Genomic DNA, 26,574 nt, shown 5'->3' on the forward strand with positions numbered 1-26,574 from the left:
CCGGTGGGCGGTGAGCTGTCCACCGCAGCCCCGACCCTGGAGGTGGACCACGCACCGCCGGGCGGGGCCGACGCGGGCGGGCGGTGGGCTGTCCACCCGACCCGCGGTCCGGGAGGTGGACCACGCACCGCCGGCCCGCGGCATCCGCATGGTCGGCGCGCTCATGCGCTCACCGCCGCGGCGCAGACCTTGAACTCCGGCATCCGGCTTGCGGGGTCGAGCGCGTCGTTGGTGAGCCGGTTGGCGCCGACCCAGTGGAACGGCACGAACACCGTGTCCGGACGGATCGTGGTGACCACGCGCGCGGGCGCCTTGAGCTCGCCCCGCCGGGTGGTGACGACGACCGGCTCGCCGTCGTACGCGCCGATCCGCGTGGCGAGCATCGGGTGCATCTCGACGAACGGGCCGTCGTCGGGCAGCCCCGGCACCCGCCGGGTCTGCGCGCCGGACTGGTACTGCGCGAGCACTCGCCCGGTGGTCAGGTGGAGGGGGTACGCCGCGTCGGTGGGCTCGGCCGGGCCGCGGTGCTCGACCGCGACGAACCGCGCCCGACCGTCCGGCGTCGCGAAGGACGAGCCGAACAGCCGCGGGGTCCCGGGGTGCTCGGCGGACGGGCAGGGCCAGAACACCCCGTGCTCGGTGCGGATCCGGTCGTAGCTGATGCCGGCGTAGTCGGCCCGGCCACCGCTCGAGGCCCGGCCGAGCTCGGCGAAGACCTCCTCGGCATCGGCCGAGAACTCCACCGGCGACCCGAGCCGCGAGGCGAGGCCCGCGATCACCTCGAGGTCGGTGCGCACGCCCTCGGGCGGGGCGACAGCCCGCTCGCGGAGGATCACGCGACCCTCGAGGTTGGTCATGGTGCCGGTCTCCTCGGCCCACTGCGTGACCGGCAGGACGACGTCGGCGAGAGCGGCGGTCTCGCTCATCACGATGTCGGCGACGACCAGCAGGTCGAGCGAGTCCAGACGCGACCCGACGTGGGTGGCGTTGGGCGCGGAGACCACGATGTTGCTGCCGAAGACCAGCAGCGCCCGGGGTCCGCCGTCGGTGCCGAGCGCGTCGAGCAGCTCGTACGCCGAGCGGCCGGCGCCCGGCAGGGAGTCGGCCGGCACGCCCCACACCCGGGCGACGTGGTCGCGCGCGGCGGGGTCGTCGATCATCCGGTAGCCAGGCAGCTGGTCGGCCTTCTGACCGTGCTCGCGGCCGCCCTGCCCGTTGCCCTGGCCGGTGAGGCAGCCGTAGCCGGCGTGCTCCTTGCCCGGCATGCCGAGCGCCAGCGCCAGGTCGATCCACGCGAGCACGGTGTCGGTGCCCTGCGCGTGCTGCTCGGCGCCGCGGGCGGTGAGCACGGTGACCCGCTCGGCCCCGGCCAGCAGCTCGGCGCACTCCCGCAGCTGCGCGGTCTCCACACCGGTGACCCGCTCGACCCGCTCGGGCCACCACGCGGCGATCGAGCGGCGGACCTCCTCCCATCCGGTGGTCCGCGCGGCGACGTACTCCTCGTCGACGGCGCCGGCGGCGTCGAGGAGGTGCAGGAGCCCGAGCGCCAGCGGCAGATCGGTGCCGGGCACCGGCTGGAGGAACAGGTCGGCGCGCTCCGCGGTGGCGGTACGCCGTGGGTCGACGACGACCACGCGGCCGCCGTTCTCCCGCAGCCGGTCGAGGTGGCGCGCCGCGGGCGGCATCGTCTCGGCGAGGTTGGAGCCGACGAGCACGAGCACGTCGGTGTGCTCGATGTCAGCCAGCGGGAACGGCAGCCCGCGGTCGATCCCGAAGGCCCGGTTGCCGGCCGAGGCGGCCGAGGACATGCACCAGCGGCCGTTGTAGTCGATCTGGCTGGTGCCGAGCGCGACCCGGGCGAGCTTGCCGAGCTGGTAGGCCTTCTCGTTGGTGAGCCCACCGCCCCCGAACACCGCGACCGCATCCGGACCGTGCGAGGCGCGCAGCTCGCGCAGCCGGCCGGCGACGAGGTCGAGCGCCTCGTCCCAGCCGGCCGCGCGGAGCTCGCCGCTGGCCCGGTCACGCACCAGCGGGGTCGTCAGCCGCTCCCGGTGACCGCGCAGCGCGGCCGCCGTCCAGCCCTTGCGGCACAGCGCGCCCTCGTTGACAGGGAACTCCGGCCAGGGCTGCACCTCCAGCGCGCGCCCGGTCCGCTCGAGGACCATGCCGCACTGGAGCGAGCAGTAGGGACAGTGGGTGCGGGTCAAGGTCAGACCCCGACGATCACGACGGCGGCGGAGCGGGTGGACCTGCGGACGTAGACGGCGTAGGTGACCACCGCGCAGAGCGCGTAGTAGGCGGTGAACACCACGAAGGCGCCCTTGGTGGCCGACATCGGGTCGTGCACCCACGGCGAGCTGAACGCGATCGGGATCAGGAAGCCGCCCAACGCACCGACCGCCCCGACGATGCCCAACGCCGCCGACGACTGCTTGGTCGCGACCGCGATCGCCGCGGTCCGCTCCGGCGTACCCGCCTGCGTCGCTGCCTCGGCCTCGCGGCGCCAGATCGCCGGGATCATCTTGTAGGCCGACCCGTTGCCGGTGCCGGTGGCGGCGAACACGCAGAGGAAGAAGCCCAGGAACCACGGGAACCACGACTGGTTGTCGCTGGCGATCGCGGGGTCCGCCGTCGGGTTCGGCGTCAGCTGGGTCAGGGTCCACAGCACCCCGAGCGTGAAGACGATCATCGCGGCGAAGGACGCCAGCGTGACCCGCGCACCGCCGAACCGGTCGGCCAGCCATCCGCCGAACGGCCGGGTCAGCGAGCCGACACCCGCGCCGAGGAAGGCGTAGTAGGGGAAGAAGATGCCGGTGCCGAGCGGGGCCGGCTCGGGCACCCAGAAGTTCAGCTTGATCAGCAGCGGCATCGCGGCGGAGTAGCCGATGAACGAGCCGAACGTGCCGATGTAGAGGAAGGCCATGATCCAGGTGTGCGGCTTGCGCACGACGGCGAGCTGCTCGCGCGGCTTGGACATGGCGGTGCCGAGGTTGTCCATCCAGCGGTACGCCGCGACCGTCGCGACCACCGCCAGGGCGGCGTAGACGTAGGCGGCGTACTGCAGTCGGATGCCGCTGTCGGCTGCCTTGACCAGCCCGAAGATGCCCGCACCGCCGACGATCACCGGCAGCAGCAGCTGGATGATCGAGACCCCCAGGTTGCCACCGGCCGCGTTCAGGCCGAGCGCCGCGCCCTTCTTGGCCGCGGGGTAGAAGAAGTTGATGTTGGCCATCGAGCTGGCGAAGTTGCCGCCGCCGAGGCCGGCGGTCGCAGCGATCAGGCAGAACGCCCAGTACGGCGTGCCCGGGTGCTGCACCGCGACCGCGAACAGCAGGGTCGGGACCAGCAGCAGCCCCGCGCTGATCATCGTCCAGTTGCGCCCGCCGAACCGCGGCACCGCGAACGTGTACGGCAGCCGCAGCAGCGAGCCGACCAGGTTGGGCAGCGCGACGAGGAAGAACAGCTGCTGCGGGGTGAACGTGAAGCCCATCTGGAGCAGGAGCGCCGAGCTGACGCTCCAGATCAGCCACACCGAGAAGCCGAGGTGCTCGGCGAAGATCGACCAGATCAGGTTGCGGCGAGCCACCTGGCGGCCGCCGCCCTCCCAGAAGTCCGGGTCCTCCGGACGCCAGTCGTCGATCCAGCGTCCGGTCCGGCGGACGGGCGGGGCGTGATCGGCCGCGGTGGTCAGCGGGTTGCCGGTGAGGGTCATGGGAGTGCTCCTGAGGGGTTCGGGTGGTCCCACCCTCGGCAGCGCAGGTTTCACCGACCTCAGGACGCCGTACCGGAAGCGTCAACTTCCGCTCACGGCCTCACAGGCCTCACGACCTCACCGATCTCGACGCGGGGGTGCTCGTCGCGCCGGGGCCTAGGGTGTGGCCATGACGGGCGATCTCCGCGTCCTCGTGATCGACGACGAGCCGCCGGCGCTGGCAGAGATGGCGTTCCTGCTCGGCCGCGACGAACGGGTCGGCGAGGTCCGCACCTGCCTCGGGGCGGCGGAGGCGCTGCGGGTGCTCCGGGAGGACTCCGTCGACGCGGTGCTGCTCGACGTCGCGATGCCGGGGCTCTCCGGGCTCGAGCTGGCCGGCGTGCTCGCCAACTTCGCCGAGCCGCCGCCGATCGTGTTCGTGACCGCGTCCGCCGACCACGCGGTCGAGGCGTTCGACGTCAACGCCGTGGACTACCTGCTCAAGCCGGTGCGCGAGGAGCGTCTGCGTGAGGCGGTGCGCCGCATCTGCGAGGCCGAGGGTGCGCCCCCGGCACCCGAGGACACCATCGCGGTGGAGCTCGGCGGCGTGACGCGCTTCGTCGCCCGCTCCGAGGTCCGGTACGTCGAGGCGCACGGCGACTACGCGCGGCTGAACACCCCCTCGGGCACCCACCTGGTGCGGGTCTCGCTGAGCACGCTGGAGGAGCGCTGGCGCGACGCCGGGTTCCTGCGGATCCACCGTTCGCTGCTGGTGTCCCTGCCCCACGTCGAGGAGGTGCGCGCGAAGAACGGCCAGTACGCCGTGGTGGTCGACGGCACCGAGCTGCCGGTCAGCAGGCGTTCGGCGCCGGCACTGCGCGAGCTGCTCCGCGCACACCGGGGCCGCTGGTGACCTCCGGCCCGCCCGAGCCCGGGCCGCGGGTGCGGGTCACCGGTCCGCTGTCGGGGCGCACCCGGCGGACCTCGGTCGCCTCCGAGATCGATGCCCGCACCGAGCTGGGTGAGGTCTACATGCGCTCGCTGGTGCGCTCGCAGCTGCGGCTCGCGCTCGGGACGACCGTCGTCCTCGCCGTCACCGTCGGCGTGCTGCCGCTGGCGTTCTGGGCGATCGGGCCGCTGCAGCACGGGCGGGTCGCCGGCGTACCCCTGGCCTGGTGGCTGCTCGGACTGCTCGTCTACCCCCTGCTGGTCGGGCTGGCGGTCTCCTACGTGCGCCGGGCCGAGCACAACGAGGCGGCGTTCCGCGAGCTCGTCGAGCAGCAGGGTCGCTCGTGAGCACGTTCGCGGCGCTCACCGGTGTGGTGCTGGTGACGGTGCTGACGCTGGGCGTCGGGACGTTCGGGCTGCGCTTCTCGCGCACGACCAGCGACTTCTACGTCGCGTCCCGGTCCGTCGGCCCGGCGCTCAACGCCAGCGCGATCGGGGGCGAGTACCTCTCGGCGGCATCGTTCCTCGGCGTGGCCGGGCTCGTGCTCAGCCGAGGGGTCGACATGCTGTGGTACCCGATCGGCTGGACCGCCGGCTACCTGGTCGTGCTGCTGTACGTCGCGGCACCGCTACGACGCTCGCGGGCCTACACGCTGCCCGACTTCGCCGAGCTGCGGGTGGAGTCGCACCGCGCCCGCAGCGTCGCCAGCGCCCTCGTCGTGCTCATCGCGGTCCTCTACCTCGTCCCGCAGTTCCAGGGCGCCGGCCTCACGGTCCGGGCGCTCACCGGCGCGCCGGCCTGGGTCGGCGGTGTCCTGGTGGCCGGGGTCGTCGTCGTGACCGTCGTCGCCGGCGGGATGCGGAGCATCACCCTCGTCCAGGCCATGCAGTACTGGCTCAAGCTCTGCGCGCTCCTGGTCCCGCTCGCGTTCCTGCTCGTGCACGCCCGCGGCGGCAGTGCCGGCGCGAGCGCGCGGCTGCACCAGACCGACTGGCTCGAGCCGATGCACGGGCCGCACAGCCTCTACCTGACCTACTCGCTGATCGCGGCGACGTTCCTCGGCACCATGGGCCTGCCGCACGTCGTGGTCCGCTTCTACACCAACCCCGACGGCCGGACGGCCCGTCGTACGACGGTCGCGGTGCTCTCGCTGCTCGGCGTGTTCTACCTGCTCCCGCCGCTGTACGGCGTCCTCGGGCGCATCTACGTCCCGGGGCTCGCCGGTTCGCCGGATGCGGACTCGGTGGTGCTCGAGCTGCCCGCGCACGTGTTCGGCGGCACCACCGCCGACGTGCTCACCGCCGTGCTCGGCGCCGGTGCGTTCGCGGCGTTCCTCTCGACCTCCTCGGGGCTGGTGGTCACGATCGCCGGCGTGGTCGGCCAGGACGTCCTGGGTCGGTGGCTGCCTCCGGTCACGGCGTTCCGGGTCGCCGGCGTGGTGGGCGCCGTGGCCACGCTCGGGGTGACCGCGCTGTCATCAGGGCTGGCGGTCGCGCACGCGGTCGAGCTCGCGTTCGCGGTGGCCGCCTCGACGTTCTGCCCCCTCCTGCTGCTCGGGATCTGGTGGCGGGGGCTGACCGCGGCCGGGGCGGTCGCGGGGCTGCTGGTCGGGGGCGCGCTCTCCGCGTCGGCGGTGCTGGCGGTCATGCTGGGCGCCCCGTCGGCAAGCACGGCCGGGTGGGGCGCCGCCGTGCTCGCCCAGCCCGCGATGTGCACCGTGCCGGCGGCGTTCCTCACGATGATCGGGGTCTCGCTGGCGACGCGGAGCCGGCTCCCCGCGCACCTGGCCAGCACGATGGTCCGGCTGCACGCCCCCGAGGCACTCGACCTGGACCGCGGCGGCTTCGTGCCGGTCGCCGAGCGCGGCCGCTGAGCGGATCGCCGGTCGACGGGCGGCCGTTCGTCGCGCCGTACCGACCGTCCGTCGCAGTGTGACGTCGCACACATCGACCGGTCCGGACCGCTCACCGACCGGAGGCGTCTCCGGACTGGCCGCCCGGCGAGGGGGTTCCTAGCGTCCTGCGACGAGGACCACACCAACCCCGAGGAGCTGGCATGTCGACGACCGCCTCATCTTTGCCCGAAGTACGCCTCCGCCCCGGCGAGCACCTGGCCGACCCGGCCCCGCTGGGCCTGGCCGCCTTCGCCCTGACCACGTTCGTCCTCAGCTTCGTCAACACCGGGCTGTTCAAGGTCGAGCCCGTCGTGTTCGGCCTCGCGCTCGCCTACGGCGGCATCGCCCAGTTCGCCGCGGGCATGTGGGAGTTCGCGAAGGGCAACACGTTCGGGGCGACCGCGTTCTCGTCGTACGGCGCCTTCTGGGTGTCGTTCTGGTGGCTGACCGGGCACACGACGCTGGCCGGCAGCGAGGGCGACGTCGCCAACAGCATCGGCCTCTACCTGCTGGCCTGGGGGATCTTCACCGCCTACATGACGATCGCCGCGACGCGGGTCAGCGGTGCGGTCCTGGCCGTCTTCGTGCTGCTGACGATCACGTTCCTGCTGCTCGCGATCGGCGAGTTCGCGACGTCCGAGGGCATCCACAAGGTGGGCGGCTGGGTCGGGCTCGCGACGGCCGCCGCCGCCTGGTACGCCTCCCTGGCCGGCGTCACGGCGTTCACGCACAAGCGGCCGGTGTTCCCGGTCGGCCCGCGCTGATCCCCGCGCTGATCCCCACGCTGATCCCCACGCTGACTCGGCGCCGACTCGGCGCCGACCCCAGCAACCACCTGACAACCCGGCATCGCCACACTGGGTCCCGCGACCTAGTGTGGCGTGTGCCACTTCGACCTGGACCCGGGAGTGATCGATCGTGACCGAAGAGACGCTGTCCAACCTGCTGCACGAGGAGCGCCGGTTCGAGCCGCCGGCCGAGATCGCGGAGCACGCCAACCTCGGGGCCGAGGCCTACGAGCGGGCGGCGTCCGACCGTGAGGCGTTCTGGGCCGAGCAGGCCGACCGGCTCGACTGGGACCAGCGCTGGGACCGGGTGCTCGACTGGGACAACCCGCCGTTCGCGAAGTGGTTCGTCGGTGGGCGGATCAACGCGGCGTACAACTGCGTCGACCGCCACGTCGCCGCGGGCCGCGGCGACAAGGTCGCACTGCACTGGGTGGGCGAGCCCGTCGATGACACCCGCGACATCACCTACGCCGAGCTCCAGGACGAGGTCTGCCGGGCCGCCAACGCGTTGACGGACCTGGGGGTCCGCACCGGCGACCGGGTCGCGATCTACCTCCCGATGATCCCCGAGGCCGTGGTCGCGATGCTGGCCTGCGCCCGCATCGGCGCCCCGCACACCGTGGTCTTCGGCGGCTTCTCCGCCGACGCGCTGGCGACCCGGCTCGACGACTGCGAGGCGAAGGTCGTCATCACCTCCGACGGTGGCTACCGCCGTGGGGCCGCCGCCGCGCTCAAGCCGGCGGTCGACGAGGCGCGCACCAAGACCGACGTCGTCGAGAAGGTGCTGGTCGTGCGCCGCACCGGCCAGGACGTCGCCTGGGACGACGAAGTCGACGTGTGGTGGCACGACGCGGTCGGGTCGGCCTCGCCCGAGCACCACTGCGAGTTCTTCGACTCCGAGCACCCGCTCTACGTCATGTACACCTCCGGCACCACCGGCAAGCCGAAGGGCATCCTGCACACGACCGGCGGCTACCTCGTGGGGACGTCGTACACGCACTGGGCGGTGTTCGACCTCAAGCCCGAGACCGATGTCTACTGGTGCTCGGCCGACATCGGCTGGGTCACCGGGCACTCCTACATGGTCTACGGACCGCTGGCCAACGGCGCGACGCAGGTGATGTACGAAGGAACACCCGACAGCCCGGAGCGCGGGCGCTGGTGGCAGATCATCGAGGACTACAAGGTCACGATCTTCTACACCGCCCCGACCGCGATCCGCTCGTTCATGAAGCAGGGTCGCGAGATCCCCGACAAGTACGACATGTCGAGCCTGCGCATCCTCGGCTCGGTCGGCGAGCCGATCAACCCCGAGGCGTACGTCTGGTACCGCCACGTGATCGGCGGCGACCGCACCCCGGTCGTGGACACCTGGTGGCAGACCGAGACCGGCATGATCATGATCAGCCCGCTCCCGGGCGTCACCCACGGCAAGCCCGGTTCGGCGATGACCGCGATCCCCGGCGTCGCCGCCGAGGTCGTCAACGACGAGGGCACTCCGGTGCCGAACGGCTCCGGTGGCTACCTGGTGCTCACCTCGCCGTGGCCCTCGATGCTGCGCACGATCTGGGGCGACGACCAGCGCTACCAGGACACGTACTGGTCCCGCTTCGCCCGCCAGGGCTACTACTTCGCCGGCGACGGTGCCAAGAAGGACGAGGACGGCGACATCTGGGTGCTCGGCCGGGTCGACGACGTCATGAACGTCTCCGGCCACCGGCTCTCCACCACGGAGATCGAGTCCGCACTCGTCTCCCACCCGAAGGTCGCCGAGGCCGCGGTGGTCGGCGCCAAGGACGAGGACACCGGCCAGGCGGTCTGCGCGTTCGTGATCCTGCGCGAGGAGGCGGGCGACGGCGGAGCCGACATCGTCGCCGAGCTGCGCCAGCACGTGCGCAAGGAGATCGGCCCGATCGCGACCCCGCGCCAGATCATGATCGTCCCGGAGCTCCCCAAGACCCGCTCCGGCAAGATCATGCGCCGCCTGCTGCGCGACGTGGCCGAGCACCGCGAGGTCGGCGACGTCACCACGCTCGCCGACTCCTCGGTCATGGACCTGATCTCCGCCAAGCAGGACGGCGGCGACGCCGAGGGCTGATCCCTGCGGCCGGTAGGGTGGGGCGTGGTGAGCCGGGAAGTCTGGTCGGCACGACGACCGACGACCCCAGGAGCACCGTGATCGAACGCCTTCCTTCCCGCCCCCGCCTGTTCTCGCGGGGCTCGTTCCTCGAGAGCTCCCGCACCGCTGAGATCCTGCGCGCGGAGACCACCGGCGGTCTGCTGCTGATCGCGGCGGCCGCGGCGGCGATCATCTGGGCGAACACGCCCTGGTCGGCGTCGTACGCCGACCTGCGCGACCTGCGCGTGGGCCCGGCTGCGCTCCACCTCGACCTCACGCTCGGTGCGTGGGCGGGCGACGGGCTGCTGGCGATCTTCTTCTTCGTGGCGGGCCTCGAGCTCAAGCGTGAGTTCGTGGCCGGGGACCTGCGCGACCCGCGTCGCGCGGCTCTCCCGGTCGCCGCCGCGGTCGGCGGGATGGCGGCGCCCGCGCTGATCTACGCGCTGTGGAACCTCGGCGGTGACGGCTCGCTCGAGGGGTGGGCCATCCCGACCGCGACCGACATCGCGTTCGCGGTCGCGGTGCTGGCTGTGATCAGCACCCACCTGCCGTCCGGCCTGCGGACCTTCCTGCTCACACTGGCGGTCGTCGACGACCTCCTCGCGATCACGATCATCGCGATCTTCTACACCAGCGACCTCGACCTGGCTTACCTCGCGGCCGCACTGGTCCCGATCGGGCTCTTCGGCCTCCTCGTGCAGCGCCGCGTGCACCGGGCCTGGGTGTTGATCCCGCTCGCCCTGCTCGCCTGGGCTCTGGTGCACCAGTCCGGCGTGCACGCCACGGTGGCCGGGGTGCTGCTGGCCTTCACCGTGCCGGTACGTCGCGCCGACGGCCACGACGGGCCCGGCCTGGCCGAGCACCTCGAGCACCTGGTCCGACCGATCTCCGCGGGCGTCGCCGTACCGGTCTTCGCGTTCTTCGCGGCCGGGGTGACGATCGGCGGCCTGGACGGGCTGCGCGGTTCGTTCACCGACCCCGCCGCGCTGGGCATCGTGACCGGCCTCGTGGTGGGCAAGACCGTCGGCATCACCGGGTCGACCTGGTTGCTGCACACGTTCACCCGCGCCGACCTCGACGACGAGCTGGGCTGGGTCGACGTGATCGGCATGTCGATGCTCGCCGGCATCGGCTTCACGGTGTCCCTGCTGATCGGTGAGCTGGCCTTCGGCCCCGGCAGCGAGCACGACGACCACGTCAAGGTCGCGGTGCTCGTGGGGTCGCTGCTCGCGGCGACGCTGGCGGCCGTGGTGCTGCGGTTCCGCAACCGCGCCTACCGGCAGCTGTGCGAGGCCGAGGAGGTCGACGACGACCGCGACGGCGTACCCGATCTCTTCGAGGACCGGTAGCTCAGCGCTCGCCCAAGCGCTCGGGCAGGATCGCGCGCAGCACCGAGGTGAGCGTCACCGCTCCGGTGATCGGTGCCGACTTGCCGGGCCCGTCCACGACGGCCACCAACGGGCTGCGCTCGGCGACCATCAGCACCGCGACCTCCAGCACAGTGTCGTCGGGACGTACGACGGGCACGGGGTCGTGGTCGCGGGGCAGCAGCTCCGCAACGGTCTTCTCCGACAACGCGTCACACATCTGGTCGACGAACTGCTCGTCGACGACCGCGGCGAGCTTCACGTCGTCTTGGAGGTAGCCCGGGATCACCAGCCGGAGGACCTGCGAGCCGGCCAGGATCGCGACCGGGTGGTCGTGCTCGTCGACGACGACCAGGGCGGGGCGGTGGTGCTCGGTCAGGAGCCGCGCAGCCTCGACGGCGCTGCTGCCCAGGCCGACGGTGGGGTACGGCTCGGCAAGATCGCGGGCCAACACGTTCGTGACGCTATCCCACACGCCCCTCGCCGGCGAGTGCGCGCGGGGATAGGGTCGGTACCGGTGTGCCGGGAAGTCTGGTCGGCGTCGTCGACCCGACCCCCGAGGAGCGCCCATGGCCGTCGCCGCCATCGCGATCTTCGTCTGTGCGTACGCCCTGTTGGCCTCCGAGAAGGTCCACCGAACGAAGGTCGCGCTCGCCGGAGCGGCCCTGATGCTGCTGCTCCGGATCACCGATGCCGACCACGCGTTCTTCTCCGACCACACCGGCATCGAGTGGAACGTCGTCTTCCTGCTCCTCGGGATGATGGTGATCGTCGCGGTGCTGCGGCGCACCGGCGTGTTCGAGTACGTCGCCATCTGGACGGCCAAGCGAACCCGTGGCCGCCCCTACGCCTTGATGGTGATGCTGTGCGTGCTCACCGCCGGGGCCTCCGCGCTGCTCGACAACGTCACGACCGTGCTGCTCATCGCGCCCGTGACGTTCCTGGTCTGCCAGCGGCTCGGCCTGCGACCGGTGCCGTTCTTGATGGCGGAGGTCTTCGCCTCCAACATCGGCGGCACGGCCACGCTCGTCGGCGACCCTCCGAACATCATCATCGCGGCGCGTGGCGGGTTGACGTTCAACGACTTCCTCGTCCACCTCACCCCGATCGTGGTGGTGCTGATGGTGGCGTTCTGCGTGCTGTGCCGGTGGCTGTTCCGCAAGGACTTCGTCTACGACGCGGAGCGAGCTGCCATGGTGATGAGGCTCAACGAGCGTGAGGCCATCACGGATCGGACCATGCTGGTCAAGGGGCTCGGCGTACTGGTCCTGGTCATGCTGGCCTTCGTCCTGCACCCGGTCCTGCACTACGAACCGTCGGTGGTGGCACTGCTGGGCGCCGGGCTGCTGTTGCTCATCACCGACGTCGACCCGGCCGACGCGATGCGTGAGGTCGAGTGGCCCACGCTGGCATTCTTCGCCGGCCTCTTCATCATGGTCGGCGGGCTCGTGGAGACCGGCGTCATCGCCGACGTCTCGCAGGCGACAGCCGACGCGACGGACGGGCGGCTGGGGGTCGCCACGATGGTCCTGCTCGGCGGTTCCACCGTGTTGTCAGCGGTCGTCGACAACATCCCGTACGTCGCGACGATGAGCCCGGTGGTGTCCGACCTCGTCGCGGCCCAGGGGTCCGGCGGGCACGTCCTGTGGTGGGCGCTCGCCCTCGGGGCAGACCTCGGAGGCAACGCGACCGCCATCGGAGCGTCCGCGAACGTCGTCGCGCTGGGCATCGCGGCGCGGGAGGGGCACCCCATCGGGTTCTGGGAGTTCACGAAGTACGGCCTGGTCGTGACCGCGGTGACCGTCACCATCTGTGTCCCCTACCTGTGGCTGCGGTACCTCTGAGGCTGCCAGCGGGTCCGGCGGTCGGTAAGGTCGGTCCCAGCACTGACCGAATCGACCAGGGGATGCGGATGACCCAGCAGGTGAACGACCAGGACCCGACCATCGGCCGACTGGTCCACGACGCCAGCCGGGACATCTCCACGCTGATCCAGAAGGAGATCCAGCTCGCCAAGTCCGAGCTGAAGGTCAGCGTGCAGGCCGGCGGCATCGGCATCGGGCTCTTCGCCGCGGCCGGCTTCATCCTGGTGCTCGCGGTGATCATGCTGTCGGTCGCCATCGCGTACTTCATCAACTGGAACGGCGACGGCCTCGCCCTGCACTGGGCGTTCCTCATCGTGTTCGGGTTCTACGTGCTGCTCGCCGGCCTGCTGGTGTTCGTGGGCATCCGCAAGGTCAAGCAGGTGCGCGCCCCCGAGCGGGCCATCGGCCAGGGCCGCGAGATCCCGAAGGCGCTCAAGGGCCAGAGCTAGCGGTTGGCCCTGCCGCTCGGTTCACTGGGTCTCGACACGCCGGTCGCGACCTCGCGGGCTCGGCCGCGCGGCTCGCTCGACCACCATCAGCGGGTCCGCTGACGCGTCCCCGCTCACCCGGCGCAACCGCCCGTCGACACCTGGCTGGAGCTGGTGAGCCCCGCCGCGGCGGCCGCGGCCACCTGACCGGCCGTGAGCGCGTACCCGGTGTCGTGGTCGGTGACCGACGCGGCGAACACCACGCCCACGACGTCGCCGGCCGAGGACAGGATCGGGCCGCCGGAGTTGCCCGGCAGGATCCGGCCGCGCAGGGAGAACACCTCGCGGATCACCGCGCCGTCGCCGTAGATGTTCGGCGAGCGGAGCCGCTGCTCGGAGCGGATCCGGGCCGGCTCGACGTGGAACGGTCCGTCCTGCGGGTAGCCGAGTATCGCGACGCCGTCCTGGGCCTCGGCGGTGCGGTCGAAGCTCAGCGCGGTCAGGTCGCTGCTGTCGAAGGACAGCACGGCCACGTCGATGTCGGGGTTGTAGTAGACGACCTCGGCGTCGACCGTGTCGTCACCGATCACGATCTCGGGGTCGTCGATGCCCGCCACGACGTGGGCATTGGTCATCAGCCGGTTGTCGGCGTACAGGAAGCCGGAGCCCTCGACGCCCCGGCCGCACTCGTTGGTGCCACGGACCTTCAGCACGCTCGCCTCCGCACGCTGCACGTCGGGGTCGTTGAGCAGCCGCTTGGGTCCGGGGCCGACCTCGATGATGCGCTCGGGGGCGAACGGCTCGAGGTAGCGCGGGAAGAAGCTGGTGCCGACCACGTCGTTGAACGCCTGGAGCGCCCCGTCGGCCGCGCCCGGCATCACCTCGTCGACGTGGGAGAGGACCGTGGAGCTGCGCACCAGCGGAGTGATCCCCCCGATCCGCGAGCCCGAGATCGCGACCCCGAGCGCCCAGGAGACGAGCAGTACGGCGAACGCGCTGAGCAGCGCGCCACCGATCGCGTCGATCGCGCGCACCGGCTGCCAGGTGATCCGCTCGCGGATCCGGGCGCCGGCGAACTGCAGCACGGCCTGACCGAGCGAGGCGGAGAGGATCACGATGAACAGCGCACCCAGCGAGACCATCAGCGACGGGTTGGCGTCGCCGAGGGCGACCGGCGCGAGCCAGACCCCGAACAGTCCGCCGAGCAGCAGGCCGCCCGTGGCGAACGCTCCGGTGATGAACCCCTGCCAGTAGCCCGAGAGCGCGTAGGCCAGCACCAGCACCACGAGCAGCCAGTCGAGGAGGTTCACCGGCGACCCTCCTCGATGTCCAGCAGGTCGTCGTCCATCGGCGCCCGTCGAGGGCGATCCTGCAGCATGTACGCCGGGAGGTCCCGCAGGCGCGACTCGTCCCAGGGCCGGGTCCAGCCCAGGAAGTCGAACAGCCGGGCGATGATGCCACCGGTGAAGCCCCACAGGATCACGTCGTGGTCCGACCCGATCAGGAAGCCGGGGCTCTGGTAGCCGCCACGCGGGTGGCGCACGGTGATCCGGTGCTCGGGGTCGAGCAGCTCCTCGATCGGCACGTGGTGGATCGCGTGTACCTCGGCCCGGCTGACCACGCTCACCTCGCCGGGGTCGCGCCACCAGCCGAGGATCGGGGTGACCGCGAAGTTGCTCGGCGGCAGCCACAGCTCGGGGAGCCGGCCGAAGACCTCGACGGAGGTCGGGTCCAGCCCGACCTCCTCCTCGGCCTCGCGCAGGGCGGCCTGCACGGGCGTCTCGCCCGGGTCGAGGGAGCCACCCGGGAACGACACCTGGCCGGGGTGAGAGCGCATGTCGTGGGCCCGCTCGGTGAGCAGCAGCTCACCACCCTGCTCGCCCTCACCGAACAGCATCAGCACGGCCCCGAGCCGGGCGTCACCGCCGGGCGGCGGCGTGAACTTCGTGAGCTGCTCGGCGGAGATCGCGGCAGCGCCGTCCCGCACCGGCACCAGCCAGTCGGGGATCACAGGTCGGTCCCGAGGTGCTGGTTGACGAGGTCGACGAGCTCGGCGTACGACCCGACGCCTCCGAACTGCTGGTAGGCGATCGCGCCGTCGGAGTCGATGATCGCGAGGTAGGGGTAGCCGCGAACCAGGGGGAACGGGTCGCGCGCGCTGAGGTCGCCGCCCGGGTCGGCCAGCTGCGGGTAGGTGACGCCCAGCTTCTCGGCGAACTCCAGGGCCGCCTGCGGCTGGGTGTCGGTGGAGTCGATGCCCAGCACCGGCACCTCGTCGCCGTGTCGCTGGTAGAACTCCTGGAGGGCCGGCATCTCCTTGCGGCACGGGTCGCAGAACGACTGCCAGAGGTTGACGATCAGCGGACCCTGCAGCGAGGACAGGTCGACGTCGGGGCCGCCTCCCAGGCACGGGAGCGTGAGGTCGGGCAGCCGGCTGTCGGTGGCGGACCCGGGCGCGCAGTCCTCGATGCCGGCGTCCTTCTTGATCGCGCGCAGCGCCGGGGTGTCCACGTCGATCTTGGCCTCGCCGGGCGGCTTCGGCACGTCCGCGGAGTCGCAGCCGCCGAGCAGCAGCGCCGCCGCGAGGAGGGCGGCGCCGAGGGTGCGGATCATGCCCGGCCCTCGGTCTTCACCAGCTTCGCCGCTGCGACCGGGTCGGTCGGCCCCTCGCCGTACGCCGGGCACCACTGGGCGACCGGGCAGGCGCCGCACGCGGGGTTGCGGGAGTGGCAGATGCGGCGGCCATGCCAGATCAGGTGGTGGCTGAGCATCGTCCAGTCGCGCTTGTCGAACAGCGCGCCGACGGCGTGCTCGACCTTGACCGGGTCGGTCTCCTCGGTCCAGGCGAACCGCCGGGCCAGCCGGCCGAAGTGGGTGTCGACGGTGATGCCGGGGACGCCGAACGCGTTGCCGAGCACGACGTTGGCGGTCTTGCGACCCACCCCCGGGAGCTTGACCAGGTCCTCGAGGCGGGGCGGAACCTGGCCGCCGTGCTCCTCGACCAGCGCGGCGCTGAGCTTGAGCAGCGACTCCGTCTTGGCCCGGAAGAACCCCAGCGGCCCGACGATGCCTTCGAGCGTGGCCCGGTCGGCGGCGGCCATCGCCTTCGCGTCCGGATAGGCGGCGAACAGCGTCGGCCGCACCGCGTTGACCCGCTTGTCGGTGGTCTGCGCGGAGAGCACGGTGACCACCAACAGCTCGAAGGGGTTGTCGAAGTCGAGCTCCGAGCGGGCCTCGGGATAGGTCTCGGCGAGGACCCGGTCGATCTTGCGGGCGCGCCGGACCAGACCGGTCCGGGTCTCGGGGGCAGCGGGCACGGGCCAAGGGTACGGCGACCCACCGACGGCGCCGGACTTCGAGCTGTCCGGCGAACATCTGTTGCCCGACATACGACGGGCGGTGGTGCTTGTGACCTTTCCCACTGGATAGGATCAGCGCGGAACCCGTGTGCTGCGGGGCCATCTCATGAGGAGGAACCCGTGGACAACGACGTGCTCCGTCAGGCACCGCTTTTCAGCGCGCTCGACGACGAGGCCGCGACGGCGTTGCGCGCCTCGATGACGGAGAGCAAGCTGCGCCGAGGCGACGTGCTGTTCCACGAGGGTGACTCCGGCGACAAGCTCTACATCGTGCTCGACGGCAAGGTGAAGCTCGGCCGCACCTCCTCCGACGGCCGCGAGAACCTGCTCGCGATCCTCGGCCCCGGTCAGATGTTCGGCGAGCTCTCGCTGTTCGACCCGGGCCCGCGCTCGGCCACCGTCACCGCGGTCACCGACGTCACGTTCGCCTCGCTGTCCCACGAGGACCTGCTGCGCTGGCTCGAGGGCCGCCCGGTCGTGGCCCGCGGCCTGCTCACCCAGCTGGCAGGCCGCCTGCGCAAGGCCAACGACGTCGTCGCCGACCTGGTGTTCTCCGACGTCCCCGGTCGCGTCGCCAAGGCACTGCTCGACCTCGCCGACCGCTTCGGCCGCACCGCCGACGACGGCGTGCACGTCCACCACGACCTCACCCAGGAGGAGCTCGCCCAGCTGGTCGGCGCCTCCCGCGAGACCGTCAACAAGGCGCTCGCCGACTTCGCCTCCCGCGGCTGGCTGCGCCTCGAGCCCCGCTCGGTCGTGATCATGGACGTCGAGCGCCTGGGCCGCCGCGCCCGTTGATTCGGGACTTCTGACGCTCGAGTCGGGAGATTCTGGCGAGATCTCGTCCCGGTGACCCCCGGATGGCACCCGTATGGCGTAGGAGCGGGTGAAAGGGGGCTCGGGGCCTGTGCCGCACCACACCAGCAAGGACAACAGCGAGGACCAGTTCCACGCGTTCGTCGTGGCACGCACCCCTGCCCTGTCGCGTACGGCGTACCTCCTCACCGGGGACGCCCACCTCGCGGAGGACCTCGTGCAGACAGCGCTCTTCAAGGCGGCCAAGAGCTGGCACCGCATCGACGGTGACCCGGAGCCCTACGTCCGCCGCATCCTCTACACCCAGAACGTCTCCTGGTGGCGCCAGCGCAAGCACGTGCGCGAGCAGACCCTGGGCGCGTACGACGCACCCGCCCGCGAGAGCGACCCCGACCTGCGGCTGACCCTCGAGCAGGCCCTGGGCCGCCTCACCACCCGCCAGCGCACCGTGCTGGTGCTGCGCTACTTCGAGGACCTGACCGAGGTGCAGACGGCCTCCGTCCTCGGCATCGGTACCGGCACGGTGAAGTCGATCGGCCGGCAGGCGCTCGCTCGGCTACGCACCCTGGCTCCTGAGCTGGCCGACCTAGTGGGAGAACCCTCATGAGCCTCCACGACGAGCTGCAGCGCATCGCCGAGCGGGCACCGATCGCCGCCGTACGGCCCGACACGTGGCAGCGGGCGGGCCGCGCACGGCTGCGGGACCGGGCGATGGTGCTCGGCGCGGCCGTCGCCGTCGTCGCCCTCGTCGCGGGACTCGCGACCTGGCTGCCCGACACGGACGACCCGCCGATCGCCGACTCCGGGGCCGCGGCCGCGCTGCCGACCGTGCTGCACGCGGTGCCGGAGCGGTTCGCCACGTACGACGAGCAGGACCGCCGATGGCCCGATGATGTCGTGAGCGACGACCTGGCCATCGGGACCGGAGTCGCCGCCTGGGTGTCACACAAGACGCTGCCCGTGGTTGTCGGCTCCGCCGACGGCCGTTACCACCTGCTCGACCTGCCGGGGTGGACCGGCAAGCTGCAGGTCGTCTCGTACGGCGGCGGCTCCTCTCAGCCGGCGCTGGCGCTGTCGCCCGACGGTGAGACGCTGGCGTTCTCGTACGCCGAAGTCGGCCCAGATGCTCTCACCGACCCCGTCCCCAGCGGCGTGCGGATGCTCGACCTCGTCTCCGGCGACATCTCCGAGGTGCCGCTGCACGGGGGGCACGGCACCGTCGTGAGCGCCCTGTCCTGGTCGGCCGACGGGCGGACCCTCGGCTGGGCGGGCAATCGGACCGGATCCTGGACGGTGAACGGGTACCAGGACTCCTTCCCGGTCGCCGGCACGATCGACCCGGAGAGCGGCACCGTCGACGAGGTCGACGACCGGGACCTCGTCGAGCGCGCCGCCAGCTGGCGTCGGAGCACCCTGCGCGTCACAGCCGACGGCAGGCTGCAGGCACACCGCCTCGCCGATCCCGACCAGCCGCACGACATCGCCACCCTCCCCGGTGGGCGACACCTGGTCCTCGCACCGGACCCGATGGGCGACCCCAGCAAGCGGTCGATCGAGCTCGACGGCGAGGGGGTGACCCAGCACGGTGTCGCGGTGGTCGAGGACGACACCATGCGCTCCCTCAGCATCGCCGTCGGCCTGCTCGACCCGGACCACCCCAGTGCCGACCGTCCCGCCCCCGACTGGCCGATGTCCGACGGGGAGCGCTCACTGCTCATCGGTCTCGGCGTCGCCGCGGCGACCGCGGTGCTCCTGGGCCTGCAGCGGCTCGGGCGCTGGCTTCTTCAGCGCCGCTCGGCCAGGTAGGCCAGCTGGGCCCGGACCGACAGCTCGGCGGCACCCCAGAGCACCGGGTCGACGTCGGAGTAGACGATCTCGACGACCCGGCGGGGCAGCTCGTCGACGGCGATCCCCTCGGGGTGCGGGGCGTCGCGCAGCGCCGAGACCGCGGAGGCGACCTGCTCGAGCCGCTCCCGGCGGTGGCCGATGTAGAAGTCCAGCGCACCGAGGGCGTCGGCGATCACCGGACCGTGCCCGGGCCAGATCGAGGCGACCTCGTGGGCAGCGGCCAGCGCGTGCAGGCGATCGAGCGAGTCGAGGTAGGCGCCGAGCTGCCCGTCGGGGTGGGCCACGACCGTCGTCCCGCGCCCCAGCACGGTGTCGCCGGTGAGCACGGCGTTCTCGGCGGGCAGCAGGAACGACAGCGAGTCGGCCGTGTGGCCCGGCGTCGCGACCACCCGCACCTCGAGCCCGTCCACCGACACCACGTCGCCGTCGCCGAGCCCCTCGGAACCCAGTCGGTACGCCGGATCCAGGGCTCGGACGCCACAGCCCATCCGCTCGGCGAACTCCCGCGCGGCCTCGGAGTGGTCCGCGTGGTGGTGCGTCAGCAGCACCACGCCGACCTCGCCGGCGACCGAGGCCACCGCGTCGAGGTGCGACGCGATCGCCGGCCCGGGGTCGACCACGACCGAGCGCCGTGCGCCCGGCTCGCGCAGCACCCAGGTGTTGGTGCCGTCGAGCGTCATGATGTCGGGGTTGGGCGCGAGCACGCACTGCGCCCGCGATCCGAAGGTGCCTCCGGACCAGCTCACGACCGGTGCGCCGCCAGGATCGGCCGGTGGTGGGCGGGGATCGACAACGTCCACGCGTCGCCGAGGGCCTCGATGTCCGGCGTGTGCATCTCGACCACGCGACCGTGCGCCGCGTCGATGACCTCGGCCGGAGTGCCGAACTGCGCGACCTCCAGCGAGGTGAGGTACGTCGGGGGCATCATCATCATCTCGCCGCGCTCGGCCTGGGCGACCGCGTCCGCGGCCGGCAGCCAGGTGACGGAGGACGACTCGGTCGAGACGTCGCGGGTCCGCTGCCCCTCGGGCAGCAGGGCGACGAAGAACCAGGTGCGGTAGCGCTTCGGCTCGAACACTGGCGTCAGCCACCCGCCCCACACGCCGAGCAGGTCGGTGCGCAGCACCAGCCCCCGGTCGGCGAGGAAGGACGTCATCGCCAGCTCACGCGACTCCAGCGCGTGCCGGTCGGCCTCCCAGTCCTCGCCCGTGGTGTCGGCGACGACCTCGTCGGCCGAGGCGCCGGCGAGCAGCACCCCCGACTCCTCGAAGGTCTCGCGCACGGCAGCGCAGACCAGCGCCCGCGCCAGGTGCTCGTCGCAGCCGAGCCGCTCGGCCCACTCCTGCGGCGACGGCCCGGCCCACGCCACCGTCGCGTCGAAGTCGCGGGGGTCCACCCCGCCGCCCGGGTAGACGCACATCCCACCGGCGAACTCCATCGTGGTGTGCCGACGCAGGTAGTAGACCGACGGGCCGTGATCGGAGCCGCGCAACAGGATCACGGTCGCCGCGTCCCGCGGCTCTGCGGGTTCGCGGCTGCCGTCGGCGTACGCACGGGCGAGCTCGACGATCTTCTCAGGCAGCGGGATCGGCGGGATCGGGATCACGCCGCACTCACTGGGCCACCCGCACCACGATCTCCACCTCGACCGGCGAGTCCAGCGGCAGCACCGGCACCCCGACCGCCGACCGCGCGTGGACACCCGCGTCGCCGAAGACCTTGCCGAGCAGCTCGGAGGCGCCGTTGGCGACCTGCGGCTGCCCGGTGAAGTCGGGCGTGGACGCGATGAACGCGACGACCTTGACGACCTGCGCGACCCGCGACAGGTCGCCGACCACGGACTTGACCGCGGCGATCGCGTTGAGCGCGCACTGCTGTGCGCACAGCGTCGCCTCCTCGGCGCTCACCTCGCCGCCGACCTTGCCGGTCACCATCAGCTCGCCGTCGCGCATCGGCAGCTGGCCGGAGGTGAACACGAGGTCGCCCGAGACGACCGCGGGAACGTACGCCGCCACCGGCTTCGCGACGGCGGGTACGGCGAGGCCGAGCTCGGCGAGGCGCTCCTCGGGGCTCGTCATGCCAGGGGCCGCTTGAAGTAGCCGACGAGGTTCTCGGGGCTCATGCCCGGCGCGACCTGCACCAGCTCCCACCCGTCGGCCCCGAAGTTGTCCAGGATCTGCTTGGCCGCGTGCGTGAGGATCGGCGCGGTCAGGTACTCCCACTTGGTCATGCCCGGCACCCTACTCGGGGAGTACGCCGGGTCCACCCGTGGACGGACGCGACCGACCGCGCACCGGACTAGGGTCGCAGCCGTGAGCACCGTGTCGTCCGGGCCCGGCGCCGAGCGCCAGCCCTGGCGCCTCGGACCGCGCGGCCAGGTGTGGTTCGACATCACGCTGGCAGCCGGCCTGCTGCTCCCCGTCGCGTTCTTCCCGCTCCTGCACCAAGGCGCGACATCGACCGCGCTGGCCGTGGCCCAGCTGGTGCCACTGTTCTGGCGCCGCCGCCACCCGCAGGCCGTGTTCGCCGCGGTCGCGGTCGCCAGCGCCGCCCAGGCGCTCGCGATCGACAACCCGCTCTGGAGCCAGGTCGCGTTCCCGGTCGCGACGTACTCGGTCGCGCGCTACGCCCCGGCGATCCGCGGACTCCTCGCCCTGGCGGTCGGCCTGTGCGGTGCCGCGGTCGCCGCCGTGGACTGGTTGCGCGGGCTGAAGGCAGACCTGACCGTCGGCACCGTCGGGTCCTACTTCCTCACCGTCGCGATGATCGTCGTCGCCGCCTGGGCGCTGGGCACGCTCGGGCGCGTCCGGCGCGCGTACGTCGACGCCCTGGTCGAGCGCGGTCAGCGGATCGAGCGCGAGGCCGCGCAGCAGGTCGCGCTCGCCGCCTCCGACGAACGGGCGCGGATCGCCCGCGAGATGCACGACGTGGTCGCCCACGGGCTGTCGGTGATCGTGGTGCAGGCCGACGGCGCGCGTTACGCCGCCGGGCGAGACCCCGGCGTCGCGGCGACGGCTCTCGAGGCGATCTCGGCGACCGGTCGCGACGCCCTCGCGGAGATGCGCCGGATGCTGGGGCTGCTGCGGGCCGACGACGGAGCCGCGTTGCATCCCCAGCCGGGGCTCGACGATCTCGACGCTCTCGTCGCGGAGGCCCGCACTGCGGGTGCCCACGTCGAGGCGACCCTGCCCGAGCCGGGCAGCGGCGTCCCGGACGGCGTCGCGCTCACGGCGTACCGCGTCGTCCAGGAGGGGCTCACGAACATCCGCCGGCACGCCGGTCCGGACGTGGCGGTGCGGGTGGACGTCCGTGTCGTCGAGGCCGGGCTGACGCTGCTGGTCGAGGACGACGGGCGCGGTGCGGCCACGCCTGCCGACGGCCACGGGCTCGGCCTGATCGGCATGCGGGAGCGGGTGCAGGTCCACGGCGGCACCCTCGAGGCGGGGCCCCGGCCGGGCGGCGGCTTCCGGGTGGCTGCGAGGCTGCCTCTGTGAGCGCGTCGAGCCAGGAGCCAGAGCCCATCCGGGTCTTCCTCGTCGACGACCAGCAGATGGTGCGCGGCGGGTTCCGGATGCTCGTGGAGAGCCAGCCCGACCTGACGGTGGTCGGCGAGGCCGGCGACGGCGCCGAGGCCGTCCAGCAGCTGGCGGTCACCCGCGCCGACGTGGTGCTGATGGACGTCCGGATGCCCCGGCTCGACGGCGTCGAGGCGACCCGGGCGATCACCGGCCGCGGTGAGGTGCCGCGGGTGATCGTGCTGACGACGTTCGACCTCGACGAGTACGCGTTCGCCGCGATCAAGGCCGGTGCCGCTGCGTTCCTGCTCAAGGACGCCCCACCCGAGGACCTGCTGACGGCGATCCGCACCGTGCACGCCGGTGACTCGGTCGTCGCCCCCAGCACCACCCGTCGCCTGCTCGAGCACTTCGCCGCAGCACTGCCCGACGCCGCCGCATCGACGCCGGACGACGACCGTCTGGCAGCGCTCACGGACCGTGAGCGCGAGGTGCTCGTCGAGGTCGGCCGGGGCCGCTCCAACTCCGAGATCGCCGCCGACCTGGTGGTCGCGGAGACCACGGTGAAGACCCACATCGGCCGGCTGCTGGCCAAGACCGGCGTCCGCGACCGCGTCCAGCTGGTCGTCCTCGCGTACGAGACCGGCCTGGTCGGTCGTCCCTGAGTCGTACGCCGGTTGGGTTCCCCGGGCTGACGACCGGGGACCCCACCGGACGGGATCGTCGAGGCATGACGATCACCCAGCCCACACCCTCACTCTCGACCGGCCTCGCGGCCAGCGCGCGGGGCCTCACCCGCGTCTACGGGCGCAGCGACGCCGCTGTTCACGCGCTGCGCGGGGTCGACCTCGACCTGCCCGGCGGCCGCTTCACCGCGATCATGGGTCCCTCGGGGTCGGGCAAGTCGACGCTCATGCACTGCCTCGCCGGGCTGGACACCCCGACCTCGGGCACGGTGTCGGTGGCCGGCCGCGCGTTGGAGAGCATGGACGACACCGCACTGACGGTGTTCCGCCGCGAGCACGTGGGCTTCGTCTTCCAGTCGTTCAACCTGCTGCCGATGCTCACCGCCGGCCAGAACATCCTGCTGCCGCTCGAGCTGGCCGGGCGCCGCGTCGACGCCGAGGCCCGCGAGCGCTACGACCTAGTCGTGGAGGTGCTCGGGCTCCGCGACCGGCTGGGGCACCGACCCTCCGAGCTCTCCGGCGGCCAGCAGCAGCGGGTCGCGATCGCCCGGGCCCTGGTCGCCCAGCCCGACATCGTGTTCGCCGACGAGCCCACCGGCAACCTCGACAGCGAGGCCTCGGCCGAGGTCCTCGGCTTCCTGCGCCGCTCGGTGCGCGAGCTCGGCCAGACCGTCGTGATGGTCACCCACGAGCTGGCCGCCGCGGCGTACGCCGACGACGTGCTCGTGATCGCCGACGGCCGGATCCGCGCGCACCTGGTCGAGCCCGCTGCCGACCAGCTGGTCGCGGCGCTGCGCGGCGAGCCGACCCGATGAGGACGGTGCTGGCGGCGTCGCTGCGGGTCCACACCAGGCGGTACGTCGCAGCCGCGATCGCCGTGGTGATCGGGGTGACGTTCATCGTGGTCACGAGCCTGTTGTCGTCGGCCGCACGTAACGGACTCGTGGCCGGCGTCGAGCTGCCCTACCGGAACGCCGACGTCGTCGTCACCGGCGTCGACGGCGACCGGGCCGCGAGGCTGATCGATGCCGCGGCCGACCGGGGTGACCAGGCGTCGTTCCTGGGTTGGACGAGCCAGCAGGTCCGCGTCGACGACCGGCTCGTCGGCGAGGACATCGACGTGGGCGCGGTGGCACAGAGCCCGGACCTGCGGTGGCAGGAGCTGCGCGCCGGCCGGTTCCCCGAGCGGTCGGGGGAGCTGGTCGCCGACCTCAACGCGGTCAAGGGCGACGGCGTCTCCGTCGGCGACACGATCCAGGTCGGCAGCGGGAGCCACGAGGTCACGGCCACGGTCGTCGGGCTCGTCGACACCCCGGCGGCGAGCGTGGGGGCGGACTTCTACCTGCCCTGGGCCGACCTGCGCCGGTTCTCCGACGACCTGTGGGTCGACTCGGTCGCGTACGCCGGCAGCGGCTCGTCCTCGCTGGCCGACCGGCTGCCAGGGGACGCGACGGTGCAGAGCCGCGACGACTTCGTCGAGGACCGTCAGGCCGACCTGACCAACCAGGTGAACGTGCTGTCGATCCTGCTGCTCGTGTTCGCCTCCATCGCACTGTTCGTGTCGGTGCTGGTCGTCGCCAACACGTTCTCGATCCTGTTCGCCCAGCGGGCCCGCGACTTCGCGCTCCTGCGCTGCGTCGGCGCCACCCGGCGACAGGTGCTGCGCTCGGTGCGCGTGGAGGCGCTCGCGATCGGGGTCGCCTCGGCGGTCCTCGGGCTCGTGGCCGGCACGGCGGTCGGGTACGCCCTGGTCGCCATCGCCCGGGCGGCGCTGCCGACCGGCTCGATGGGGACACCCACGCCCTCGGCCAGGTGGTACGCCGCGGCACTGATCACCGGCGTGCTCGTGACCGTGGTCGCCGCCTGGCTGCCGACGCGCCGTGTCACCTCGCTCGACCCGCTCGCCGCGCTGCGCCCCGACGACGACACCGACGTGCGGACCCGCGCGGGACGGCTCCGCGTCGCCGCGGGCGTCGTGGTGCTCGCTCTCGGAGCGGCCCTGCTGTGGCTCTCGATCGCCCAGAACAGCGTCCTGGCCATGGTCACGGGTGGCGCGACGTCGTTCACCGGCGTGCTGCTCCTGGGCCCGGCGCTGGTGCCGGCCCTGATCCGGGTCGTCGGCGGCCTCTCCGGACGGGCGGTCGGCCTGCCGGCGCGCCTGGCCACCGAGAACGCCGTACGCAACCCGCGCCGCACGGCCGCCACGACCGCCGCGCTGCTGGTCGGCGTGACGCTCACGACCGCCGTCCTGACCGGGCTGGCCAGCTCACGCCACGCGGTCGACGCCGACCTCGACCGCAACTACCCGGTCGACCTCGCGATCACCGCGACCGGCGCCGGCCTGCCGAGCGGCCTGCTCGATGACGTCCGCAGGGTGCCGGGCGTGGCCGCCGCGACCGCCCTCGAGGGCGTCCGGGCACGGGTGCCGGGAGCCGGGACGCTCCCGGTGGTGGCCACGGCCGGCGGCGACGGTGTCGCTCACGGAACGCCCGGCTTCGCCGATCCCCGCCCCGGGGAGATCTGGTTGCCGCCGCACGGCCACCTCACCGAGGGGGACCGCGTGAGCGTCACCGGCCCGTCCGGGAGCGTGACCTTGCGGGTGCGCAGCGGATCAGGGTGGGGCGACAGCGCGGTCGTGGCGCCGGCGACCCTGCACCGGTTGGCGACCGCACCCACGAGCTCGGCCGTCTGGGTGCGCGCCGACGCGGCCGCGGACGCGCAGGACCTGGCCGGAGACCTCGACGCACTCGCCCAGCCCGCGGGCGCCGACCTCACCGACAACCTCAGCAGCCGCGCCTGGGTCGGGCGTCAGCTCGACATCCTCACCGGCACCGTCGTCGCCCTGCTCGGCATCGCGGTGGTGATCGCGCTCGTCGGCATCGGCAACACGCTGGGCCTGTCGGTCCTCGAACGGGGACGCGAGAACGCGCTGCTGCGCGCGCTCGGCCTGACCCGCCGTCAGCTCAGGGCGACGCTCGCGGCCGAGGCGTTGCTGCTGTCGGTGGTGGCCACCGTGCTGGGCGCCGCGATCGGCGTCACGTTCGCCTGGGTGAGCCTGCAGGCCCTGGTGAAGGCGGCCGTCGACGAGGCGCCGATGGTGTTGCCGTGGGGACAGCTGGCCGTCGTCGTGCTGGTCGCGGCGGTCGCCGGTCTGGCGTCGTCCCTGCTGCCGGGACGGCGTGCGGCGGCGACTGCTCCGGCCGCCGGGCTCAACCTGGACTGACCTGGACCGACCCTGTCTCGAACGGT

General features: G+C 72.5%; 26 protein-coding genes. 15 read left to right on the forward strand and 11 right to left on the reverse strand.

Annotated features, from left to right (window positions below; genetic code table 11):
- Nucleotides 1-161: 161 nt before the first annotated feature.
- A complete protein-coding gene (locus AC3ANS_RS21695) occupies nucleotides 162-2,207 on the reverse strand; it encodes a molybdopterin oxidoreductase family protein (protein WP_488293650.1) in 2,046 nt (681 codons plus the stop codon).
- 2 nt (nucleotides 2,208-2,209) lie between these two features.
- Nucleotides 2,210-3,712, reverse strand: a complete 1,503-nt coding sequence (locus AC3ANS_RS21700; RefSeq protein ID WP_488293651.1) for an MFS transporter — start codon at nucleotides 3,710-3,712, stop codon at nucleotides 2,210-2,212.
- 169 nt (nucleotides 3,713-3,881) lie between these two features.
- Here AC3ANS_RS21700 and AC3ANS_RS21705 point away from each other — a divergent pair, with 169 nt between their 5' ends.
- The 6 genes from AC3ANS_RS21705 (at nucleotide 3,882) to nhaA (ending at nucleotide 10,790) form a co-directional block, all read left to right on the forward strand.
- Complete coding sequence (locus AC3ANS_RS21705; protein WP_488293652.1) at nucleotides 3,882-4,604, forward strand: LytR/AlgR family response regulator transcription factor; 723 nt, start codon at nucleotides 3,882-3,884, stop codon at nucleotides 4,602-4,604.
- Nucleotides 4,601-4,987 (forward strand): hypothetical protein, encoded by a 387-nt coding sequence (locus AC3ANS_RS21710; protein ID WP_488293653.1) that lies wholly within the window; start codon nucleotides 4,601-4,603, stop codon nucleotides 4,985-4,987. Before AC3ANS_RS21705 ends, AC3ANS_RS21710 begins: the two co-directional genes overlap by 4 nt.
- A complete protein-coding gene (locus AC3ANS_RS21715; protein ID WP_488293654.1) occupies nucleotides 4,984-6,513 on the forward strand; it encodes a sodium/solute symporter in 1,530 nt (509 codons plus the stop codon). Before AC3ANS_RS21710 ends, AC3ANS_RS21715 begins: the two co-directional genes overlap by 4 nt.
- Nucleotides 6,514-6,695: 182 nt before the next feature.
- Complete coding sequence (locus AC3ANS_RS21720) at nucleotides 6,696-7,298, forward strand: acetate uptake transporter (RefSeq protein WP_488293655.1); 603 nt, start codon at nucleotides 6,696-6,698, stop codon at nucleotides 7,296-7,298.
- Between the two features lie 154 nt (nucleotides 7,299-7,452).
- Nucleotides 7,453-9,420, forward strand: a complete 1,968-nt coding sequence (gene acs, locus AC3ANS_RS21725) for an acetate--CoA ligase (RefSeq protein ID WP_488293656.1) — start codon at nucleotides 7,453-7,455, stop codon at nucleotides 9,418-9,420.
- An 80-nt stretch (nucleotides 9,421-9,500) separates the two neighbouring features.
- Nucleotides 9,501-10,790 (forward strand): Na+/H+ antiporter NhaA, encoded by a 1,290-nt coding sequence (gene nhaA / locus AC3ANS_RS21730; protein ID WP_488296544.1) that lies wholly within the window; start codon nucleotides 9,501-9,503, stop codon nucleotides 10,788-10,790.
- 1 nt (nucleotide 10,791) lies between these two features.
- On the opposite strand, the gene AC3ANS_RS21735 is transcribed toward nhaA, so the two are convergent.
- Entirely contained in the window at nucleotides 10,792-11,262 is a 471-nt protein-coding gene (locus AC3ANS_RS21735) for a CBS domain-containing protein (RefSeq protein WP_488293657.1), read from the reverse strand.
- 115 nt (nucleotides 11,263-11,377) lie between these two features.
- Between AC3ANS_RS21735 and AC3ANS_RS21740 the strand changes: the two genes are divergently transcribed.
- Both AC3ANS_RS21740 and AC3ANS_RS21745 read left to right on the forward strand, forming a co-directional pair.
- A complete protein-coding gene (locus AC3ANS_RS21740; RefSeq protein WP_488293658.1) occupies nucleotides 11,378-12,652 on the forward strand; it encodes an ArsB/NhaD family transporter in 1,275 nt (424 codons plus the stop codon).
- A 68-nt stretch (nucleotides 12,653-12,720) separates the two neighbouring features.
- Nucleotides 12,721-13,122: a phage holin family protein gene (locus AC3ANS_RS21745; protein WP_488293659.1), complete on the forward strand. Its 402-nt coding sequence runs from the start codon at nucleotides 12,721-12,723 to the stop codon at nucleotides 13,120-13,122.
- Nucleotides 13,123-13,235: 113 nt separating this feature from the next.
- Here the strand turns inward: AC3ANS_RS21745 and AC3ANS_RS21750 are convergent, their stop codons facing one another.
- From AC3ANS_RS21750 to nth, 4 genes are read right to left on the reverse strand one after another with little or no spacing between them, the layout of a single operon-like run.
- Nucleotides 13,236-14,411 (reverse strand): MarP family serine protease, encoded by a 1,176-nt coding sequence (locus AC3ANS_RS21750; RefSeq protein ID WP_488293660.1) that lies wholly within the window; start codon nucleotides 14,409-14,411, stop codon nucleotides 13,236-13,238.
- Nucleotides 14,408-15,112 carry an NUDIX hydrolase gene (locus AC3ANS_RS21755; protein WP_488293661.1) on the reverse strand — a complete coding sequence of 235 codons (705 nt, stop codon included), beginning with the start codon at nucleotides 15,110-15,112 and terminating at the stop codon, nucleotides 14,408-14,410. The genes AC3ANS_RS21750 and AC3ANS_RS21755 overlap by 4 nt, the downstream gene beginning before the upstream one ends.
- Nucleotides 15,109-15,714, reverse strand: coding sequence for a TlpA family protein disulfide reductase (locus AC3ANS_RS21760; protein WP_488293662.1), 606 nt, complete (start codon nucleotides 15,712-15,714; stop codon nucleotides 15,109-15,111). Before AC3ANS_RS21760 ends, AC3ANS_RS21755 begins: the two co-directional genes overlap by 4 nt.
- Nucleotides 15,711-16,490 carry an endonuclease III gene (nth, locus tag AC3ANS_RS21765; protein WP_488293663.1) on the reverse strand — a complete coding sequence of 260 codons (780 nt, stop codon included), beginning with the start codon at nucleotides 16,488-16,490 and terminating at the stop codon, nucleotides 15,711-15,713. Before nth ends, AC3ANS_RS21760 begins: the two co-directional genes overlap by 4 nt.
- Nucleotides 16,491-16,580: 90 nt before the next feature.
- Here nth and AC3ANS_RS21770 point away from each other — a divergent pair, with 90 nt between their 5' ends.
- The 3 genes from AC3ANS_RS21770 (at nucleotide 16,581) to AC3ANS_RS21780 (ending at nucleotide 19,082) form a co-directional block, all read left to right on the forward strand.
- Nucleotides 16,581-17,258 (forward strand): Crp/Fnr family transcriptional regulator, encoded by a 678-nt coding sequence (locus AC3ANS_RS21770; RefSeq protein ID WP_284532618.1) that lies wholly within the window; start codon nucleotides 16,581-16,583, stop codon nucleotides 17,256-17,258.
- Nucleotides 17,259-17,367: 109 nt separating this feature from the next.
- Nucleotides 17,368-17,883, forward strand: a complete 516-nt coding sequence (locus AC3ANS_RS21775) for a SigE family RNA polymerase sigma factor (RefSeq protein ID WP_488293664.1) — start codon at nucleotides 17,368-17,370, stop codon at nucleotides 17,881-17,883.
- Nucleotides 17,880-19,082, forward strand: coding sequence for a WD40 repeat domain-containing protein (locus AC3ANS_RS21780; RefSeq protein WP_488293665.1), 1,203 nt, complete (start codon nucleotides 17,880-17,882; stop codon nucleotides 19,080-19,082). The genes AC3ANS_RS21775 and AC3ANS_RS21780 overlap by 4 nt, the downstream gene beginning before the upstream one ends.
- On the opposite strand, the gene AC3ANS_RS21785 is transcribed toward AC3ANS_RS21780, so the two are convergent.
- Genes AC3ANS_RS21785 through sp36 form a run of 4 tightly spaced genes read right to left on the reverse strand, consistent with a single transcriptional unit; the run spans nucleotide 19,061 to nucleotide 21,354 of the window.
- Nucleotides 19,061-19,870, reverse strand: coding sequence for an MBL fold metallo-hydrolase (locus AC3ANS_RS21785; protein ID WP_488293666.1), 810 nt, complete (start codon nucleotides 19,868-19,870; stop codon nucleotides 19,061-19,063). The genes AC3ANS_RS21780 and AC3ANS_RS21785 overlap by 22 nt on opposite strands.
- Nucleotides 19,867-20,730 carry an NUDIX hydrolase gene (locus tag AC3ANS_RS21790; protein ID WP_488293667.1) on the reverse strand — a complete coding sequence of 288 codons (864 nt, stop codon included), beginning with the start codon at nucleotides 20,728-20,730 and terminating at the stop codon, nucleotides 19,867-19,869. Before AC3ANS_RS21790 ends, AC3ANS_RS21785 begins: the two co-directional genes overlap by 4 nt.
- A 7-nt stretch (nucleotides 20,731-20,737) precedes the next feature.
- Entirely contained in the window at nucleotides 20,738-21,202 is a 465-nt protein-coding gene (locus AC3ANS_RS21795; protein ID WP_488293668.1) for a RidA family protein, read from the reverse strand.
- A complete protein-coding gene (gene sp36, locus AC3ANS_RS21800; RefSeq protein WP_488293669.1) occupies nucleotides 21,199-21,354 on the reverse strand; it encodes a Sp36 family protein in 156 nt (51 codons plus the stop codon). The genes AC3ANS_RS21795 and sp36 overlap by 4 nt, the downstream gene beginning before the upstream one ends.
- A gap of 82 nt (nucleotides 21,355-21,436) precedes the next feature.
- On the opposite strand from sp36, the gene AC3ANS_RS21805 reads away from it, so the two are divergent.
- The 4 genes from AC3ANS_RS21805 to AC3ANS_RS21820 all read left to right on the forward strand — a co-directional run bounded on the left by AC3ANS_RS21805 (nucleotide 21,437) and on the right by AC3ANS_RS21820 (nucleotide 26,548).
- Entirely contained in the window at nucleotides 21,437-22,618 is a 1,182-nt protein-coding gene (locus tag AC3ANS_RS21805; protein WP_488293670.1) for a sensor histidine kinase, read from the forward strand.
- Nucleotides 22,615-23,304 carry a response regulator gene (locus AC3ANS_RS21810; RefSeq protein ID WP_488293671.1) on the forward strand — a complete coding sequence of 230 codons (690 nt, stop codon included), beginning with the start codon at nucleotides 22,615-22,617 and terminating at the stop codon, nucleotides 23,302-23,304. Before AC3ANS_RS21805 ends, AC3ANS_RS21810 begins: the two co-directional genes overlap by 4 nt.
- 65 nt (nucleotides 23,305-23,369) lie before the next feature.
- Nucleotides 23,370-24,140, forward strand: a complete 771-nt coding sequence (locus AC3ANS_RS21815) for an ABC transporter ATP-binding protein (RefSeq protein ID WP_488293672.1) — start codon at nucleotides 23,370-23,372, stop codon at nucleotides 24,138-24,140.
- A complete protein-coding gene (locus AC3ANS_RS21820; RefSeq protein WP_488293673.1) occupies nucleotides 24,137-26,548 on the forward strand; it encodes an ABC transporter permease in 2,412 nt (803 codons plus the stop codon). The genes AC3ANS_RS21815 and AC3ANS_RS21820 overlap by 4 nt, the downstream gene beginning before the upstream one ends.
- The last annotated feature ends 26 nt before the right edge of the window (nucleotides 26,549-26,574 follow it).

It is taken from the genome of Nocardia sp. 149-1B (assembly GCF_057747975.1).

Coding starts and splice junctions, on each gene's coding strand:
- AC3ANS_RS21740 (WP_488293658.1), top strand. CDS start 11,378: ATGGCCGTCGCCGCCATCGCGATCTTCGTCTGTGCGTACGCCCTGTTG.
- AC3ANS_RS21700 (WP_488293651.1), bottom strand. CDS start 3,712: ATGACCCTCACCGGCAACCCGCTGACCACCGCGGCCGATCACGCCCCG.
- AC3ANS_RS21720 (WP_488293655.1), top strand. CDS start 6,696: ATGTCGACGACCGCCTCATCTTTGCCCGAAGTACGCCTCCGCCCCGGC.
- AC3ANS_RS21795 (WP_488293668.1), bottom strand. CDS start 21,202: ATGACGAGCCCCGAGGAGCGCCTCGCCGAGCTCGGCCTCGCCGTACCC.
- AC3ANS_RS21820 (WP_488293673.1), top strand. CDS start 24,137: ATGAGGACGGTGCTGGCGGCGTCGCTGCGGGTCCACACCAGGCGGTAC.
- AC3ANS_RS21705 (WP_488293652.1), top strand. CDS start 3,882: ATGACGGGCGATCTCCGCGTCCTCGTGATCGACGACGAGCCGCCGGCG.
- nth (WP_488293663.1), bottom strand. CDS start 16,490: ATGTCGGGCAACAGATGTTCGCCGGACAGCTCGAAGTCCGGCGCCGTC.
- AC3ANS_RS21745 (WP_488293659.1), top strand. CDS start 12,721: ATGACCCAGCAGGTGAACGACCAGGACCCGACCATCGGCCGACTGGTC.
- AC3ANS_RS21815 (WP_488293672.1), top strand. CDS start 23,370: ATGACGATCACCCAGCCCACACCCTCACTCTCGACCGGCCTCGCGGCC.
- AC3ANS_RS21760 (WP_488293662.1), bottom strand. CDS start 15,714: ATGATCCGCACCCTCGGCGCCGCCCTCCTCGCGGCGGCGCTGCTGCTC.
- sp36 (WP_488293669.1), bottom strand. CDS start 21,354: ATGACCAAGTGGGAGTACCTGACCGCGCCGATCCTCACGCACGCGGCC.
- AC3ANS_RS21780 (WP_488293665.1), top strand. CDS start 17,880: ATGAGCCTCCACGACGAGCTGCAGCGCATCGCCGAGCGGGCACCGATC.